We start from the raw sequence: 15,834 nt of genomic DNA, 5'->3' as shown, positions 1-15,834 counted from the left end.
ACATCTCCCATGAGCCAGACCTCTACCCCCGCGGCGCCCGCCGCTCCCAGCCGTCGCGGCAAGCTGCTGCGCGGACTGCTTGTGATCGTGCTGCTGCTGATCGCCGCAGCGGCCCTGTGGTATTTCATGTTCGGCCGCTGGTTCGAAGAAACCGACGACGCCTACGTGGGCGGCAACCAGGTGCAGATCACCCCGCTGATCACCGGCACGGTGGTCGGTATCGCGGCCGACGATGGCATGCGTGTCGAGCGCGGCCAGTTGCTGGTACAGCTGGATCCAGCCGATACCGAGGTAGCGCTGCAACAGGCAGAAGCCCAGCTTGCCGGTACGGTGCGCCAGGTGCGTGGCCTGTACCGCAGCGCCGAAGGTGCACAGGCCGAGTTGAATGCACGGCAGGTCACGTTGAAGCGCGCACGCGATGATTTCGCCCGCCGCAAGGACCTGGCCGCCACCGGCGCCATTTCCGATGAAGAGCTGTCGCATGCGCGCAATGAACTGGCCGCTGCGGAAGCCGCCGTGGCCGGTTCGCGCGAGACGTTCGAACGCAGCCGCGCACTGGTCGATGACACGGTGATCGCCACCCAGCCCGACGTGCAGGCCGCCGCTGCGCAGCTGCGCCAGGCGTGGCTCAACAATGCGCGCGCCGGCATCGTCTCGCCGGTCACCGGCTACGTGGCGCGTCGCTCGGTGCAGGTCGGCCAGCGCGTGCAGCCGGGCAATGCGCTGATGGCGGTGGTGCCCACCGATCAGATGTGGGTGGAAGCCAACTTCAAGGAAACCCAGCTGCGGCACATGCGCCTGGGCCAGGAAGTGGAGCTGCGTTCGGATCTGTATGGCGGCGATGTCAGCTACAAGGGACGCCTGACCAGCCTGGGCATGGGTACCGGCTCGGCGTTCTCGCTGCTGCCGGCACAGAACGCCAGCGGCAACTGGATCAAGATCGTGCAGCGCGTGCCGGTGCGCATCGCCATCGATGCCAAGCAGTTGGCCGAGCACCCGCTGCGCATCGGCCTGTCGATGAAGGCCGAGGTCAGCCTGCGTGACCAGAAGGGCGAAGTGCTGCCCAGCCAGGCAGCGACCGGTTCGGTGTTCGACACGGACGTGTATGCCAAGCAGCTGCATGATGCCGACGACATGATCCATACGATCATCCAGGGCAACCTGCCGCAGACGGCCGGTGCGCCGGTGGTGTCGGCTGCGGGCCGTCCGTCGCCCTCCACCGCGCCGGCCACGCCGCCGCGCACAGCCAAGGCAGGCTGACGGCCCATGTCTTCCCAAGCCCCTGCCGCACCCGGTACGCCGGGTGCACCGGCGGCCCCGGCCGCTGGCTTCCTGCCACCCAACATCGCCTTGTGCACGGCTGGCCTGGCGATGGCGTCGTTCATGCAGGTGCTCGACACCACCATCGCCAATGTGTCGCTGCCGACCATCGCCGGCAATCTCGGCGCCAGCTCGCAGCAGGCGACGTGGGTCATCACCTCGTTCGCGGTCAGTACCGCGATCGCGCTGCCCTTGACCGGCTGGATGAGCCGCCGCTTCGGCGAAACCAAGCTGTTTGTATGGGCCACGCTGGCCTTCACCATTGCCTCGCTGTTGTGCGGCCTTGCCCAGAGCATGGGCATGCTGGTGGTGTCGCGCGCCCTGCAGGGCTTCGTCGCCGGCCCGATGTACCCGATCACCCAGTCGCTGCTGGTGTCGATCTATCCGCGTGAGAAACGCGGCCAGGCGCTGGCCCTGTTGGCCATGATCACCGTGGTGGCACCCATCTGCGGGCCGATCCTGGGCGGCTGGATCACCGACAACTACAGCTGGGAATGGATCTTCCTGATCAACGTGCCGTTGGGCATTTTCGCGGCGCTGGTGGTCGGCAACCAGATGAAGGGGCGGCCGGAGCAGATCGAAAAGCCGAAAATGGATTACGTCGGCCTGGTCACGCTGGTGATCGGCGTCGGTGCCCTGCAGCTGGTGCTGGACCTGGGCAACGACGAAGACTGGTTCAGTTCGCCGATGATCGTCGCGCTGGCGTGCGTGTCTGTCGTGGCCTTGGCCGTGTTCCTGATCTGGGAGCTGACCGACAAGGACCCCATCGTCGACCTGCGGTTGTTCCGCCATCGCAATTTCCGCGCGGGCACGATGGCGATGGTGGTGGCGTACGCCGCGTTCTTCAGCGTGTCGTTGCTCATTCCGCAGTGGTTGCAGCGGGACATGGGCTACACCGCGATCTGGGCCGGCCTGGCGACCGCGCCGATCGGCATCCTGCCGGTGATCATGACGCCGTTCGTGGGCAAGTACGCGTCCCGCTTCGACATGCGCATGCTGGCGACGGTGGCCTTCGTGTTCCTGTCCTTCACCAGCTTCATGCGTTCGGACTTCAACCTGCAGGTGGACTTCCAGCATGTAGCAGGCGTGCAGCTGCTGATGGGCGTTGGCGTGGCGCTGTTCTTCATGCCCGTGCTGCAGATCCTGCTGTCGGACCTGGACGGGCGCGAGATCGCCGCGGGTTCCGGGCTGGCCACCTTCCTGCGTACGTTGGGCGGCAGCTTTGCTGCGTCACTGACCACGTGGCTGTGGGCGCGCCGCACGCAAGTGCATCATGCGGACATCACCGAGCACATCTCCGTGTACCGGCCAGGCATGCAGGAACAGGTCACCGCGATGGGGCAGGGCGACCTGCAGCACGGCGCGGCAGCACTGAACACGATGATCAACCATCAGGCATCGCAGATGGGCTTCAACGACATCTTCTTCCTGCTGGGCTGGATATTCCTGGCCATCATCGCGTTCCTGTGGCTGGCCAAGCCGCCGTTCGGCGCGGGCGCAGGCAGTTCCGCCGCCGCGGGCGGTCACTGATCCCGTATCGGTAGCGCCGAGCCCCGCTCGGCGCTTTTCTCCACCGGCATGAAACCCGAACGCCGGACATGAAAAAACCCGCTTGCGCGGGTTTGATCATTTTCTGAGTCGTGGTGCCCAGGAGAGGACTCGAACCTCCACGAAGTTGCCCCCGCTAGCACCTGAAGCTAGTGCGTCTACCAATTCCGCCACCTGGGCGACTCAGGAGGAGAATTATGGGCAACGAATTAATTCATGTCAACAAGATTTCAATGCCGTCCTGCTAGTCATCCACGGCGTGCCCGCCGAGGTGCAGCAGCAGGCTCTGCATCGAACGCGACAGCCCGTTCCAGCGAACGAAGCACAGGCTCAGCTGGCGGCGTGCCCAGGCATCGTCCAGTGCGATGGCGTGGAAGCCGTAGCGACGCCGATGCTGGCGGCAGATTGATCGGGGTGCGATGCCGACGCCGATGCCGTGCCCGACCATCTCGCATACGCCTTCAAAGGTCTTCATGCGGATCCGGGGTGACAGGACGCGCCCCAAAGCGCGCGCGTGGTCTTCGATATGTTCCTGCAGCGCATTGCCATCGGCCAGCGCCACGAAGTCCTCACCGAGTACGTCCACGAACGAGAGCGAGGCGCGGTGGGCGAACCGATGGGCAGGCGGCACGATCAGCATCAGCGGATCATCCGCGACCGGCTGCAGGTGCAGGGGCGTACTGTCCACTGCATTGGAGGTGATGCCCGCTTCGGCTTGCCCGCCGCGCACGGCGCGCACGATCTCCACGCTGGTGCGTTCTTTCAGGTCGACCTGCAGGCGCGGACGCGCGGCCATCCACGGCGCCAGCCGCCCCGGCAGAAAGGTGGTCAGCGCTCCGGTATTGGCATACAGGTGCAGGGTGCCGCGCGCGCCACTGGCGAACTCCTGCAGTTCCTCGCGCAACAGGGACTGCTGCCGCAGCATCAGGCGCGCATGGTGGGCAAGCGCCTCGCCGGCCTCGGTCGTGGTGACGCCACGCGGATGGCGTACAAGCAGCGCGAGGCCGGCCTCGCGTTCCATCGTCCGCAGCCGTTCGCTTGCTGAAGCCAGGGCCAGGTGGGCGCGGCTGGCGCCGGCAGTGATGGTGCCGGCGTCGACCACCAGCAAGAACAGGCGCAGATCCGCCAGGTCCATCCGCATGCTGGAACCTCGTGTCTGCCTTCGGTCCAGCCGAAGGCTCGGTGGGGAATCCCGCATTGTGCCAAAGGGGCAGGGCAGGTCCTAATGGCGCCATGAACGATTCGCTGTACTTCTATGTCCTGCTCATCGGGGTGTTCGTCCTGGCCGGGGTGGTCAAGGGCGTGACGGGGATGGGCCTGCCTACCGTGGCGATGGGCCTGCTGGGCAGTGCGTTGTCCCCGGTGGCGGCGGCCTCCCTGCTGTTCGTTCCCACCTTGGTGACCAATGTGTGGCAGATCATCGCCGGACCCTCGCTCGGCCGCATCCTCCGGCGGCTGTGGCCGATGATGCTCGGCGTGGTGGTGGCGACCGTCGCTGGCGCTGCGCTGCTGGTCCGTGTCGAGCCGCGATGGTCGGGCATGGCGCTGGGCGTGGCGTTGATCCTCTACGCGGTGTACTCCGCCTTTGCTCCCGCGTTCCGGGTGCCCGCCAGCAAGGAACGCTGGCTGTCGCCGCTGGTCGGCGCGGTGTCTGGCGTGGTCACCGGCGCTACCGGCGTCTTTGTCATGCCGGCGGTGCCTTACCTGCAGTCACTGGGGCTGGATCGGGACGAACTGGTGCAGGCGCTGGGGCTGGCCTTCACGGTGTCCACGATTTCCTTGACCAGTGGCCTTCTGGTGCACGGCGCCTTTGGTGTGCAGCAGTTGGGCCTGAGTGCGCTGGCCATCGCGCCGGCGCTGGCGGGAATGTGGCTGGGGCAGAAAATCCGGGGCCGCATCAGCGCGAAGGCATTCCGCCTGTGCTTTCTGGGCTTCCTGTTGCTGCTCGGGATCGAACTGGCCACGCGTCCCTTCTGGTGACGTTGTACCCGACCGGGGAAAACAGGCAAAAAAAAACCCCGCGTCAGCGGGGTTCTTTTTATCGATGGTGCCCAGGAGAGGACTCGAACCTCCACGAAGTTGCCCCCGCTAGCACCTGAAGCTAGTGCGTCTACCAATTCCGCCACCTGGGCATCGAGGGGGCGAATTATGAGGACGTGGACAGGGGCTGTCAACACTTTCACGATCCCTGCAGGTAGCCGACCTTTCGATCACGTCTCAGTGGCGCAGGATCGCGCCCTTGATTGCATCGTAATGGTCAACGTCGATCTCTTCTTGGCGTCGTTGCAGAAGCCGGAGCAGCTCGAGTCGCCGATTGGAGCCGATCGGCGCGTACATCCCGCTATCCTCGTCCCAGTCAGCGAGGGCACGACGCCACCATTCCCGAACCGTGTCCTGGGTGGCAGGAAGTTGCAGCAGGAGTTCCAGTCGCTGCCAATGACCGAGCTTCTTCAGGAGGCGTCGAAGGTTCAGGCTTACGGAGAGGGGAGCAGCGGGTGACGTCAGGACGCTAGTCAGCCGTTCCACGCCGAGCTTCGTGTCTCCTGCTCTGATTGAACTTGCAAGGAAGCGCAACACCGGATTGCCTCCCTCTGTCACAAGATGAGCAAACTCGTCCTCACTCAGCTGACCTCCCGATGTGAGCAAGCCGCGTAACGCGTGCATCCGGACGGGGCCGCTGGAGTCGAGCAGCCAGTGGCGCATCCTGTCCATATCTTCCGGCTGTGCGTGGTCGGCAAGGGACACGAGTGCTCCCAGGGTTGGCCGTCTGCTCTGGTCATCCAGTACGGCGCGCCATCTGGCTGAAGGCTCCACCGCATATCTCTCCCGGAGAAGGAATGCGGACAACGAACGTACGCCTGCCGATGCATCGCAGACCGTCAGGAGCAGTTTGTCGCGCGTCAGGGCTCCTTCCAAGCCAGACAATACGCGTAACGACTCGCGCCGAACCACAGGATGTGGCGCGTTCAATCCGATCTTTGCCAGCAATCGAATGCGGGCGTCATCGTCCTGGCGTTGTGCGTGGCGCAGGGCATACAGCGCGATGGCGGGATTTGGGTCGCGAACGGCGGTCTCCAAAAGATCAACCCCGAGATCGACGCCGGCCTGCAAGCCGCTGGAAAATGCCCAAGCGCGCACTTGGGCGTTGTCGATGGCCACCAGGGAGCGTAACAAGGGACGCAATTCGGTGCGCAGTGCCCAGCTTTCAACATGGTGCTCGAGCCATTCCCGCGATCCGCGCTCACGAACACGCAGGCGTAGTACCAGCGGCCACAACGTCAGCACATCCTCGACATCAGACAGCTCAAGAAGGCGCTTCGTTGCTTCTTGTGCGGCGTGCTTCACCTCCGGCACCCAATCGGCGCAGCGGATCAACGCAACAGCCAGTGCCAGATAACCAGGGAACTCGGGGAGTTTCCACAGAGCCTTCTGCCGCAGTCGACCGTCGTGATGTCCCGCCAGCAGAAACAGCAGCGGTTGGCGAAGAGCAGGCTCCAGCTCTCCCGTCGTAATGTGAGTCAGCGCCGATGTGGGCCAGTCTCCAAACACCGTGCTGGAGCAGAACCTCAGTCGCTCGTCGAGATCGAACAGTTTCTCGGGCGGCAAGCTCAACAGATAGGTATGAGCATGTACGGGGTCTGCGGAGTTCCCAGGCAGTTGGCACACAGCGCGGATGCTCTGCTGGAGGAGCAGCTCAAGCGCCGGAGCCTTCGTGCTCAAGGTAAAGAGTTGCCGCCACACCATACGTATCCCCAAGGCTCCATGCCGATGCACTGGTTGTCGTCCTATCGACTACCGCCAGCGGCGGGTGACTGTCCGCTCGCTACGTCGGGAGCATAGCGGAATGGCTGGGAGTCCGGTGGCGCTGACCTGGCCCGCAATGGGGCGCCGAAAAAGCGAAAACCCCCGATTTCTCGAGGGTTTTCGTACATCTTGAAACTGGTGCCCAGAAGAGGACTCGAACCTCCACGAAGTTGCCCCCGCTAGCACCTGAAGCTAGTGCGTCTACCAATTCCGCCATCTGGGCTTGCAGAACGGGCGATTTTGAAGATGCCGCGAGCCGTTGTCAACGATTTTCGTGAAATTGCGGTGGCCATTCATTTACGGCCCGCCATGACCCGTTCTGCACGCCCACAGCGGCTACCATGGAGGGCGATGAATACCAAAAAACCAAGCAAGGGCGGGAAGAGCTCCCGCACGACGCCGCCCTCGGGCGCCCCCGCTGGCTCGCCCAAGGGCCCGAAGAAGAAGAGTCTGCCGCCGTGGATGCCGGACAGCCTGACCGGCAATGCCGGTGCTCCGGCCCCGTCGCGAGGCAACAGCCGACGCGGTCCGGCCCCGTCCCCCCCGCGTGGCCGCCGCCCGTTGCCGCCACTGGGCGCGCCGGTCGATGATCCGCACGCCGCGCGCGAAGCAGAAAAGTACGAACAGCCCATCGCCAGCCGTGAGGCGATCCTTGCCCTGCTGGAGCGCTGCGAAGGCCCGCAGACCGCCGAGGAAGTCGGTGCCCGTCTTGGCCTGAGTGCTCCGGACCGTGCCGAGGCGCTGTCGCGCCGACTGGGTGCGATGGTCCGTGATGGCCAGCTGGTGCAGAACCGGCGCGGCGGGTTCGCGCCCATCCAGGCATTGAACCTGGTCACTGGCGTGGTGATCGCCAACCCGGAAGGGTTCGGCTTCCTGCGCCCGGTGGAGGGTGGTGAGGATCTGTTCCTGCCGCCGTATGAAATGCGCAAGGTCATGCACGGCGACAAGGTGCTGGCCAACGTGACCGGTATCGATCACCGCGGCCGCCGCGAAGGCAGCATCGCCCGCGTGCTTGAGCGCGGCATGACCCGCTTGATCGGTCGCTTCAGCGTGGAGATGGGCATCAACTATGTGGTGCCTGACGACAAGCGCATCCAGCGCAACGTGCAGGTGCCGCCGGACCAGATCGGCGGCGCGCGTGACGGCCAGCTGGTGGTGTGCGAACTGACCCAGGCGCCGGACAGCCGTCGGCCGCCGATCGGGCGCATCATTGCCGTGCTGGGCGACAAGCTGACGGCCTCGCTGGTGGTGGAGACCGCCATCCACGGCCACGAACTGCCGTTCGAGTTCCCGCAGGAGGTGCTGGATGAGGCCGCCTCGGTGCCGTTGGTGGTCGAGCCGCAGATGATCGGCAATCGGGTGGACCTGCGCACGACGCCGCTGGTCACCATCGATGGCGAAGATGCGAAGGACTTCGATGACGCGGTCTTCTGCGAGCCCAATGCCAACGGATTCCGGCTGGTGGTGGCAATCGCCGATGTGTCCAATTATGTACGTCCTGGCACGCCATTGGACGATGAAGCACAGAAGCGCGCGACCTCGGTGTACTTCCCGGGCTTCGTCGTGCCGATGTTGCCGGAAACTCTGTCCAACGGTATCTGCTCGTTGATGCCGAAGGTCGACCGCATGTGCTTCGTCTGTGACATGCAGGTGGATCGCGATGGCCAGGTCAGCAGCTCGAAATTCTACGAAGCGGTGATGAACTCACACGCGCGACTGACCTACACCCAGGTGTGGCAGGCCGTGGGTGAGGACGATGCCGGTGCCAAGGCAGTGATCGGTCCGCTTTTGCCGCAGGTCGAGCGCCTGTACCAGCTGTATCACGTGCTGGCCAAGGCACGCAGCAAGCGCGGTGCCATCGAGTTCGAATCCAGTGAAGTCCGCTTCGTGCTGGACAATACCGGTGAGGTCACGCAGGCCGGCATGCTGATGCGCAACGATGCGCACAAGCTGATCGAAGAATGCATGATCGCCGCCAACGTGGAGGCCGCGCGCTACCTGCTGGCCAACGGCGTACCGGCCCCGTACCGCGTGCATGACAAGCCGCCGGAAACCAAGTTCGCGGACCTGCTGGAGTTCCTGAAGGAATTCAAGCTGAGCCTGCCGCCGTGGTCGAAGGTGGTGCCGGGCGACTACACGAAGCTGTTGAAGAAGATCCGTGATCGCCCCGATGCGGCGCTGCTGGAGTCGGTGTTGCTGCGCAGCCAGAGCATGGCGGTGTACCACCCCGACAACAATGGCCACTTCGGGCTGGCCCTGGAGGCGTACGCGCATTTCACCTCGCCGATCCGTCGTTACCCCGATCTGCTGGTGCACCGTGCGATCAAGCACGCACTCACCGGCGCACGCGCGGACAAGTACCTCTACACCGTGCGCGAGATGGCCGCGCTGGCACTGCAGTGTTCCGAGCGCGAGCGCCGTGCGGACGAGGCCGAGCGCGAGGTGGATGAGCGCTACCGCGCTGCCTGGATGGAAAAGCATGTCGGCGGGCAGTTCGACGGCGTGATCAGTGGTGTCACCAGCTTCGGCCTGTTCGTCGAGCTGACCGATTCCAAGGTGCAGGGTCTGGTGCATGTCACCCAGCTGCCGCATGACTATTACAAGTTCGATGCGGTGCGCAAAACGCTGGGCGGTGAGCGTCGCGGCACGAGTTACCGGTTGGGCGACAGCGTCCGCGTACTGGTGCTCAAGGCCAGCATGGAAGAGCGCAAGATCGACTTCCGTCTGGTCGAGCACAAGGGCGAGGAAGAAGAGGCGCCGCGCGCGGCACCGCTGCCCGAGCACGGCAAGCCGGCCAAGCGCAGCAAGAAGAAGTACTGAGACATCGCGGGTAGCGCCGAGCCACGCTCGGCGTCCGCAGCAGAGGAGACGAGAACGATGCAGGGCCAACCCGAACACAGTGGCGGTTGCCAGTGCGGTGCCGTCCGCTTCGAAGTCCGTGGCGAGCTGACGGACAGCTCGATCTGCCATTGCCGGATGTGCCAGAAGGCCTTCGGCGCGTATTACGCGCCGTTGGTGTCGGTACGCGGCGCGCAGTTCAGCTGGACCCGGGGCCAGCCGACCCATTTCCAATCGTCCAATCTGGTGCAGCGGGGGTTCTGTGCGCTCTGCGGGACGCCGCTGACCTACGAGGCCCCGGACGGGATCGCGGTGGCCGCCGGCGCGTTTGACCAGCCGGAGCGGTTGCCGCCGACCCGCCAATACGGCATGGAGGCGCAGCTGCCGTTCGTCGACACGCTGGGCGCGCTGCCGTCCACGCGGACCGAGCAGGATGGGGAAGCGCTGGATTTCCTCGCCCGCATCGTGTCACACCAGCATCCAGACCACGACACACCGCACTGGCCGCCGCAGAGCCGCTGACCCCTGTCCGCCAGATGCTCTACCATACCCACCCCCCTTACCGGTCACGCCGCGCATGAGCAGCAAGAGCAGCCAGTGGATCGTCGGCGTCAACGCCGTCGCCTCTTCCATCGAGAACGACGCCGAGAACGTCCGCGAAGTCCTGGTCGAGGCCGGGGCGAAGAATCCGCGGCTGGTCGAGATCGAGGAGAACGCGCGCCGGAAGGGTATCGACGTGCGCAAGGTGAACAGCCAGGCGCTGGACGGTGTCGGCGGATCGGTGCGGCATCAAGGCGTGGCCGCGCGTTACGCGGCAGCGCGCACGTACAACGAGAATGAGCTGGAAGCCCTCGTGGAGGCAGCCGAGGGCAAGGCGCTGCTGCTGGTGCTGGACGAAGTACAGGACCCGCACAATCTGGGCGCCTGCCTGCGCAGTGCCGCCGCTGCGGGTGCGACGGCGGTGATCATTCCGAAGGACAAGTCGGCCACGGTCAACGCGACCGTGCGCAAGACCTCGGCCGGCGCGGCTGATCGGATACCGGTGGTCGCGGTGACCAACCTGTCGCGCTGCCTGAAGGACCTGCAGAAGCAGGGTGTGTGGATTTACGGTCTGGCCGGCGAAGCAACCGCGTCGCTGTACGACCTGGACCTGAAGGGCAACATCGCGCTGGTACTGGGCGGCGAAGCCGACGGCCTGCGCCGCCTGACCCGCGAGAACTGCGACGGTCTGGTCAAGATCCCGATGCCGGGTGAGATCGAGAGCCTGAACGTGTCGGTGGCCACCGGCGTGAGCCTGTTCGAAGTGGTACGCCAGCGCGGTTGAGTGGCTGGGCCCGGTAGCGCCGCATCACGTTGAGGCATTCCGCCGAGCATGGCTCGGCGCTACCGGTGCCACGCCGTGCAGTTGAATCGCAACGAGTAGCGCCGAGCCATGCTCGGCGAGCGCAGCGGTAACGCAACGTGCGTCATCCACCAGGGCGAGAAACCAGACGGCCAGCGGCCGTCACTACCGGGCTGCGCTGCCGCCCAATGCCTTGAACAGGGTGACATCGTTGATCAACTGGTTTTGCCGTACACCTGCCAGCGCCAGCTCCGCACTGCGCCGGGTCTGCTGCGCCTGCAGCCAGTCGCGCAGGGCGGTGGCGCCGACGCGGTAACGCACCTCCTCGGCCCGCTCCACCGCCACGGCCTCATCGAACGAGGCCTGCGACGCCGCGACCTGGATCGCCAACTGATCCCGCGCCGACAGCGCGTTGTCCACTTCCGACAGGGCTGTGTACAGGGTCTTGCGGAAGCGGGTCGCGGCGATCTGGTAATCGGTACCGGCCAGATCGGTGTTCAGCTGTGCCTTTTGCAGGTTGAGGAAGGGCAGGGTGAGTCCCGCGCCCAGCGTCGCCACGGGATTGCGCAGCACATCCCCCAGGGTCGGCCCGCTGGTGCCCACGCTACCGTTCAGGCTCAGCGTGGGGTAATAGCTGGCAGCGGTCACCTTGATCTGTTTCAGGCTGTTGCGCAGACCCAACTCGGCCGCCCGCAGGTCCGGGCGGCGCGCCAGCAGGTCGGCGGGCAGGCCCGCTTCAAGCGGTGGACTGGTCGCGCCCGACAGGCTCTGCGGCTCATCCGCCTGCGACCAGGCCTGGCCATCCAGCAGCACCGTCAGCGCGTTGCGCGCTTCCACCCGCTGCTGCTCCAACGCCGACTGCGTGACGCGCTGTGCCTCCAGACCCTGTCGCGCCTGGCGCACTTCCAAGCCGGATGCAGCCCCCGCATCGAATCGCGCCTGCACCAGCTCCAGCGTTCTCGCCAACCGCGCCATGTCTGCAGCAGCCGAAACAATCGACTGGTTGAGATAGGCGAGATTCCAGTAGTAGTTCACCGCGTCGCTGATCGCGATCAACGCGGTGTTCTGTCGGTCTTCTTCGCTGGCCTGCGCGGACCACACCGCGATATCGCGCTGCGTGCGCAGCTTGCCCCACAGGTCGACTTCCCACTGCAGCGATACGCCTGTCGTGTAGTCACTCGAACGCCAGTTGTCACTGCGGTCGATGGCGCGCGAGGTGCTGGTAGCCAGTCCGGACAGCGAAGGGTCCGGCCAGAGTGCGTTGTTCGCCAGTCCGGCCTGCAGGCGTGCGCGCTGGACGTTGAGGCCGGCGACGGCGAGGTCGTTGTTGGCGGCAAGCACCTGCGTGACCAGGCGGTCGAGCCGCTCATCGCCGAATGCCGTCCACCAGCGGTCGGCGCGCACGTCGGCGCGCGGCCGGTCCAGTCCACTGGTGGGCAGGGTGCTGCCTGCGGCAAGGCTGGCACTGTCGGCACCGTAGCTGGACGGTACCGCTGCAGCCTGCACCGGATAGCGGCCCGCGGTGGCGCATGCGGCCAATGAAGTGAGCAGCGCGCTGGCCAACAGCACGCGCACAGGGGTCGAGCAGGAAAACGTCATGGTGGTCCTCATTCGCGTGCAAGGGCGTCGACCGGGTCCAGCTGCGCGGCGCTGCGCGCCGGCAGGAATCCGAAGGCGACGCCGATCAGGGTGGAGCAGGCAAACGCTGCCACGATGGAGCTGGTGGAGAACACCATCAGGTACTCGCTGGACAGACGACCGAAGGCCCATCCCAGCCCCAGCGCCAGGCTGACGCCGATCAGACCACCCAGCAGGCAGACCAGTACCGCTTCGATCAGGAACTGTTGACGGATGTCGCTCTGGCGTGCGCCCACCGCCATGCGTACCCCGATCTCGCGGGTGCGCTCGGTCACCGACACCAGCATGATGTTCATGACGCCGATGCCGCCGACCAGCAGCGCGATGGCGGCGATGGCGCCTATCAGCAGGGTCATCGTGCGCGTGGTCTGTTCGATGGTCTGGCGGATCTCCGCGCTGTTGCTGAGGAACACGTCCTCGGTGCCATGGCGCAGGGTGAGCAGGTTGGTGATCGCGGCCTGCGCAGCGTCCATCGGCGTATCGTCCTTCACCCGCACCGTGATGCCGGAGATATGGTTCTGCCCGAGCATGCGCGACATCGCGGTGGTGTAGGGCACCCAGACGCTCAGGCTGGTGCTGCCACCGAAGCCGAAGCTCTGCCGCTTTGCCACGCCGACCACCCGCGCCGGTACGTTGCCGAGCAGGATCACCTGACCGATCGGATCGCTGTCCGGGAAGAACTGGGTCCTGGTGTTTTCGTCGATGACCGCAACCTGCGCCAGCGATCTCACCGCGTCCGCATCGAAGAAGCTGCCGCTTACCAGGCTGACGCCCTTTACCCGGAAGAACTGCTCGCCGACCCCGCTCACCGATGCGGTGGCGGACAGGTTGCGGAACCGCGCTGTCACCGATGTGGAGACGTTGGGCGTGGCGCTGTCTACGTAGCTTTGCTCGGCCAACGCGTAGGCATCGCTTGCCTTGAGCGTCTGCACCCGTGCCGAACGCATGTCACCGAAACCGCGCCCTGGATAGACGTCGATCGTGTTGGTGCCCAACGAGCTGATGTTCTGCAGGATCTGCTGCTGCGACCCGTTGCCCAGCGCCACGACCGAGACCACCGACGCGATGCCGATGATGATGCCGAGCATCGTCAGGAAGGTGCGCAGGCGATGCGCGTTCATCGCCAGCAGCGCCATGCGGAAGGCTTCGGTGAAACGGTCGCGGGCCGCACGCCAGCTTTTGCCCTTTCCGGCGTCGATGCTCGGTGCGCGCTGTGCGCGGAATCGGGGCGCGTTCTCGTTGATGCGGTCGGCGATGATTTCGCCGTCGCGGATCTCGATGATGCGCTGGGCGTGCTCGGCCACGCTCATGTCGTGGGTGACGATGATGATGGTGTGGCCTTCGGCGTGCAGTTCGCCCAGGATGCCCATCACTTCCTCACCCGAGCGGGTATCCAGTGCGCCGGTCGGTTCGTCGGCCAGGATCACCTCGCCGCCGTTCATCAGCGCTCGCGCGATGGACACGCGCTGCTGTTGGCCGCCGGACAGCTGCCCGGGCTTGTGCTGCATGCGGTCGCCCAGCCCCAGGCGCTGCAGCAGCTGCACCGCGCGCGCGCTGCGTTGTTCGCTGGGGTTGCCGGCATAGATCGCAGGAACTTCCACGTTGCCCCGCGCATCCAGGTCGCCCAACAGGTGATAGCGCTGGAAGATGAAACCGAAGTGCTCTCGACGCAGTTCGGCCAAGGCGTCCGGACCCATGCTGCCGGTCTCGCGACCGGCCACCTGATAACTGCCGCGCGTCGGCCGATCCAGGCAGCCCAGGATGTTCATCAGGGTGGATTTGCCCGAGCCGGACTGGCCGACAATGGCGACCATCTCACCGGCATGGATATCCAGGTTGACGTCGCGCAGCACGGCGATGGTCTCATCGCCGGCCGGGAATTCGCGGCGCAGGTCGCGCAGCCGCAGCAGGACGCTGGAAGAGTCCACGGTATTCATCGACGCGGCCCGCCGCCCATCCCCGGACCCATGCGCATGCTGGGACCACCGCGCGCACCGCCACCGTTCGCGGCCGCGCCGCCGCCTTCGCCGACCACCACGCGGTCGCCTTCGGCGAGCCCGGACAGGATCTCCGCGTTGGCACCGTTGTTGATGCCCACCTTCACCCGCCGCGGCTGCGGTTGGCCGTCCTCACCGACCACGCGGACGACCTGCTGGCCGTCGCGCGTCTTTGCACCCAATGCGACCGACGGCACCAGGATCACCCCCTTGGCTTGCTTGAGCAGTACCGAAACCTGCGCGGTCATGTCGATGCGCAGCGTGCCGTCGGGATTTTCCACATCGAACAGCGCGTTGTAGTAGACCGCGCTGGACGAACTGGACGAACTGCTGGAGCTGGACGCGCTGTCGCTGGAGATGGAGGCCGGTGCCGGATTGATCTGCCGGAGTTTGGCGTGATACTTCCGGTCCGGCTCACCCAGGGTGGTGAAGTACACCGGCATGCCCGCCTTGATCTTGACCACGTCGGCTTCGGAGATTTCCGCATTGACCGTGACCAGGTCGAGGCGCGCCAGCATCACGATGGTCGGTGCGGTCTGGTTGGCGTTGACCGTGCGGCCTTCTTCGGTGACCACTGCCACCACGGTGCCATCCATCGGTGCGGTGATGCGGGTGTAGGCCAGGTTGGCGCGCGCTGTCGCCACCTCGGTTTCACTGCCCTTGATCTGGGCCTGGTTGGACTGGATCTGTGCGCGGGCCGTCTTCAGCGCGGCCTCGGCCGCATCGTATTCCTGTCGCGAGGTGGCTTCGGCGGCAAGCATCTCCTGCTGGCGCGCGAAATTCAGCTCGCTCTGCCGCAGGCTGGCCTGCTGCACCGCCAGCTGGGCGCGCTGCTGCTGCAGCGTGGCTTCTGCCCGCAGTACCGTGTTCTGCTGGGTCGTCGCGTCGATTTCGGCGATCAGTTCGCCTTCCTTCACCGTGTCGCCCAGCTGCACCTTCAGTGACTTCACCTGGCCGGACGCCTGCGCGCCCACGCTGACCAGCTTGTAGGCATCGATCACGCCGGTCGCCTCGACGGTCTGTTCGACATCGCCACGCGTGGCCGGCGAGGTCGCCAGGGCGGGTGCCGCGGGCTTGCGCAGGAAGAACCACGCGCCGATGGCAAGCAGCACCACCACGAGGAGGGACAGCAGCAGGCGACCGCGACGGGTTCTGGGCAGCAGGTGGAAGTTCACGATCGGTGATACTCGGCAGGCCGCTCCAGCGGCGTCGCGTCCATTGTGGTGACGCTTGCTCTGCAGGCTCAATCCTCAGCGTGTGTCCATGTGTAACATTGCAGCGCCTTGTCTGTTTCAATGTGTATCACGTATGCCGCTGGATACAGTGCAACGCATTGGCCTGCGTGCG

10 protein-coding genes, 3 tRNA genes and 1 pseudogene are annotated in these 15,834 nt (G+C 65.5%); 6 read left to right on the top strand and 8 right to left on the bottom strand.

Features of this window, described 5'->3' with window-relative positions; genetic code table 11:
* Positions 1-9 precede the first annotated feature (9 nt).
* Positions 10-1,170 (top strand): annotated as a pseudogene (gene emrA / locus IFT58_RS03345) (multidrug efflux MFS transporter periplasmic adaptor subunit EmrA); the annotation flags it as partial.
* A 96-nt stretch (positions 1,171-1,266) separates the two neighbouring features.
* Complete coding sequence (locus IFT58_RS03340; RefSeq protein ID WP_188324548.1) at positions 1,267-2,850, top strand: DHA2 family efflux MFS transporter permease subunit; 1,584 nt, start codon at positions 1,267-1,269, stop codon at positions 2,848-2,850.
* A gap of 111 nt (positions 2,851-2,961) precedes the next feature.
* On the opposite strand, the gene IFT58_RS03335 is transcribed toward IFT58_RS03340, so the two are convergent.
* Positions 2,962-3,048 (bottom strand) — tRNA-Leu (locus IFT58_RS03335).
* 64 nt (positions 3,049-3,112) lie between these two features.
* Positions 3,113-4,009, bottom strand: a complete 897-nt coding sequence (locus IFT58_RS03330; RefSeq protein ID WP_192093872.1) for a LysR substrate-binding domain-containing protein — start codon at positions 4,007-4,009, stop codon at positions 3,113-3,115.
* Between the two features lie 92 nt (positions 4,010-4,101).
* Here IFT58_RS03330 and IFT58_RS03325 point away from each other — a divergent pair, with 92 nt between their 5' ends.
* Positions 4,102-4,848 carry a sulfite exporter TauE/SafE family protein gene (locus IFT58_RS03325; protein ID WP_188324546.1) on the top strand — a complete coding sequence of 249 codons (747 nt, stop codon included), beginning with the start codon at positions 4,102-4,104 and terminating at the stop codon, positions 4,846-4,848.
* A 65-nt stretch (positions 4,849-4,913) separates the two neighbouring features.
* Here the strand turns inward: IFT58_RS03325 and IFT58_RS03320 are convergent.
* The 3 genes from IFT58_RS03320 to IFT58_RS03310 form a co-directional block, all read right to left on the bottom strand.
* Positions 4,914-5,000: transfer RNA gene (locus IFT58_RS03320), tRNA-Leu, on the bottom strand.
* Positions 5,001-5,085: 85 nt separating this feature from the next.
* Positions 5,086-6,480 (bottom strand): hypothetical protein, encoded by a 1,395-nt coding sequence (locus tag IFT58_RS03315; RefSeq protein WP_192093871.1) that lies wholly within the window; start codon positions 6,478-6,480, stop codon positions 5,086-5,088.
* 328 nt (positions 6,481-6,808) lie between these two features.
* A tRNA-Leu gene (locus IFT58_RS03310) sits at positions 6,809-6,895 on the bottom strand.
* A 128-nt stretch (positions 6,896-7,023) separates the two neighbouring features.
* Here IFT58_RS03310 and rnr point away from each other — a divergent pair.
* From rnr to rlmB, 3 genes are read left to right on the top strand one after another with little or no spacing between them, the layout of a single operon-like run.
* Complete coding sequence (gene rnr, locus IFT58_RS03305) at positions 7,024-9,492, top strand: ribonuclease R (RefSeq protein WP_192093870.1); 2,469 nt, start codon at positions 7,024-7,026, stop codon at positions 9,490-9,492.
* Between the two features lie 57 nt (positions 9,493-9,549).
* Positions 9,550-10,032 carry a GFA family protein gene (locus tag IFT58_RS03300; protein ID WP_188324543.1) on the top strand — a complete coding sequence of 161 codons (483 nt, stop codon included), beginning with the start codon at positions 9,550-9,552 and terminating at the stop codon, positions 10,030-10,032.
* 55 nt (positions 10,033-10,087) lie between these two features.
* Positions 10,088-10,834, top strand: a complete 747-nt coding sequence (rlmB, locus tag IFT58_RS03295; RefSeq protein ID WP_101099975.1) for a 23S rRNA (guanosine(2251)-2'-O)-methyltransferase RlmB — start codon at positions 10,088-10,090, stop codon at positions 10,832-10,834.
* Between the two features lie 183 nt (positions 10,835-11,017).
* On the opposite strand, the gene IFT58_RS03290 is transcribed toward rlmB, so the two are convergent.
* The 3 genes from IFT58_RS03290 to IFT58_RS03280 are packed head-to-tail and all read right to left on the bottom strand — an operon-like array spanning position 11,018 to position 15,662.
* Positions 11,018-12,451: an efflux transporter outer membrane subunit gene (locus IFT58_RS03290; protein WP_249405567.1), complete on the bottom strand. Its 1,434-nt coding sequence runs from the start codon at positions 12,449-12,451 to the stop codon at positions 11,018-11,020.
* An 8-nt stretch (positions 12,452-12,459) separates the two neighbouring features.
* Entirely contained in the window at positions 12,460-14,418 is a 1,959-nt protein-coding gene (locus tag IFT58_RS03285; protein WP_192093868.1) for a MacB family efflux pump subunit, read from the bottom strand.
* A 5-nt stretch (positions 14,419-14,423) separates the two neighbouring features.
* Complete coding sequence (locus IFT58_RS03280) at positions 14,424-15,662, bottom strand: efflux RND transporter periplasmic adaptor subunit (RefSeq protein ID WP_192093867.1); 1,239 nt, start codon at positions 15,660-15,662, stop codon at positions 14,424-14,426.
* Positions 15,663-15,834 lie beyond the last annotated feature (172 nt).

The organism is Stenotrophomonas sp. CFBP 13718 (assembly GCF_014842145.1).
Classification (GTDB): domain Bacteria; phylum Pseudomonadota; class Gammaproteobacteria; order Xanthomonadales; family Xanthomonadaceae; genus Stenotrophomonas.
This window is presented reverse-complemented; position numbering and strand designations above follow the sequence as displayed.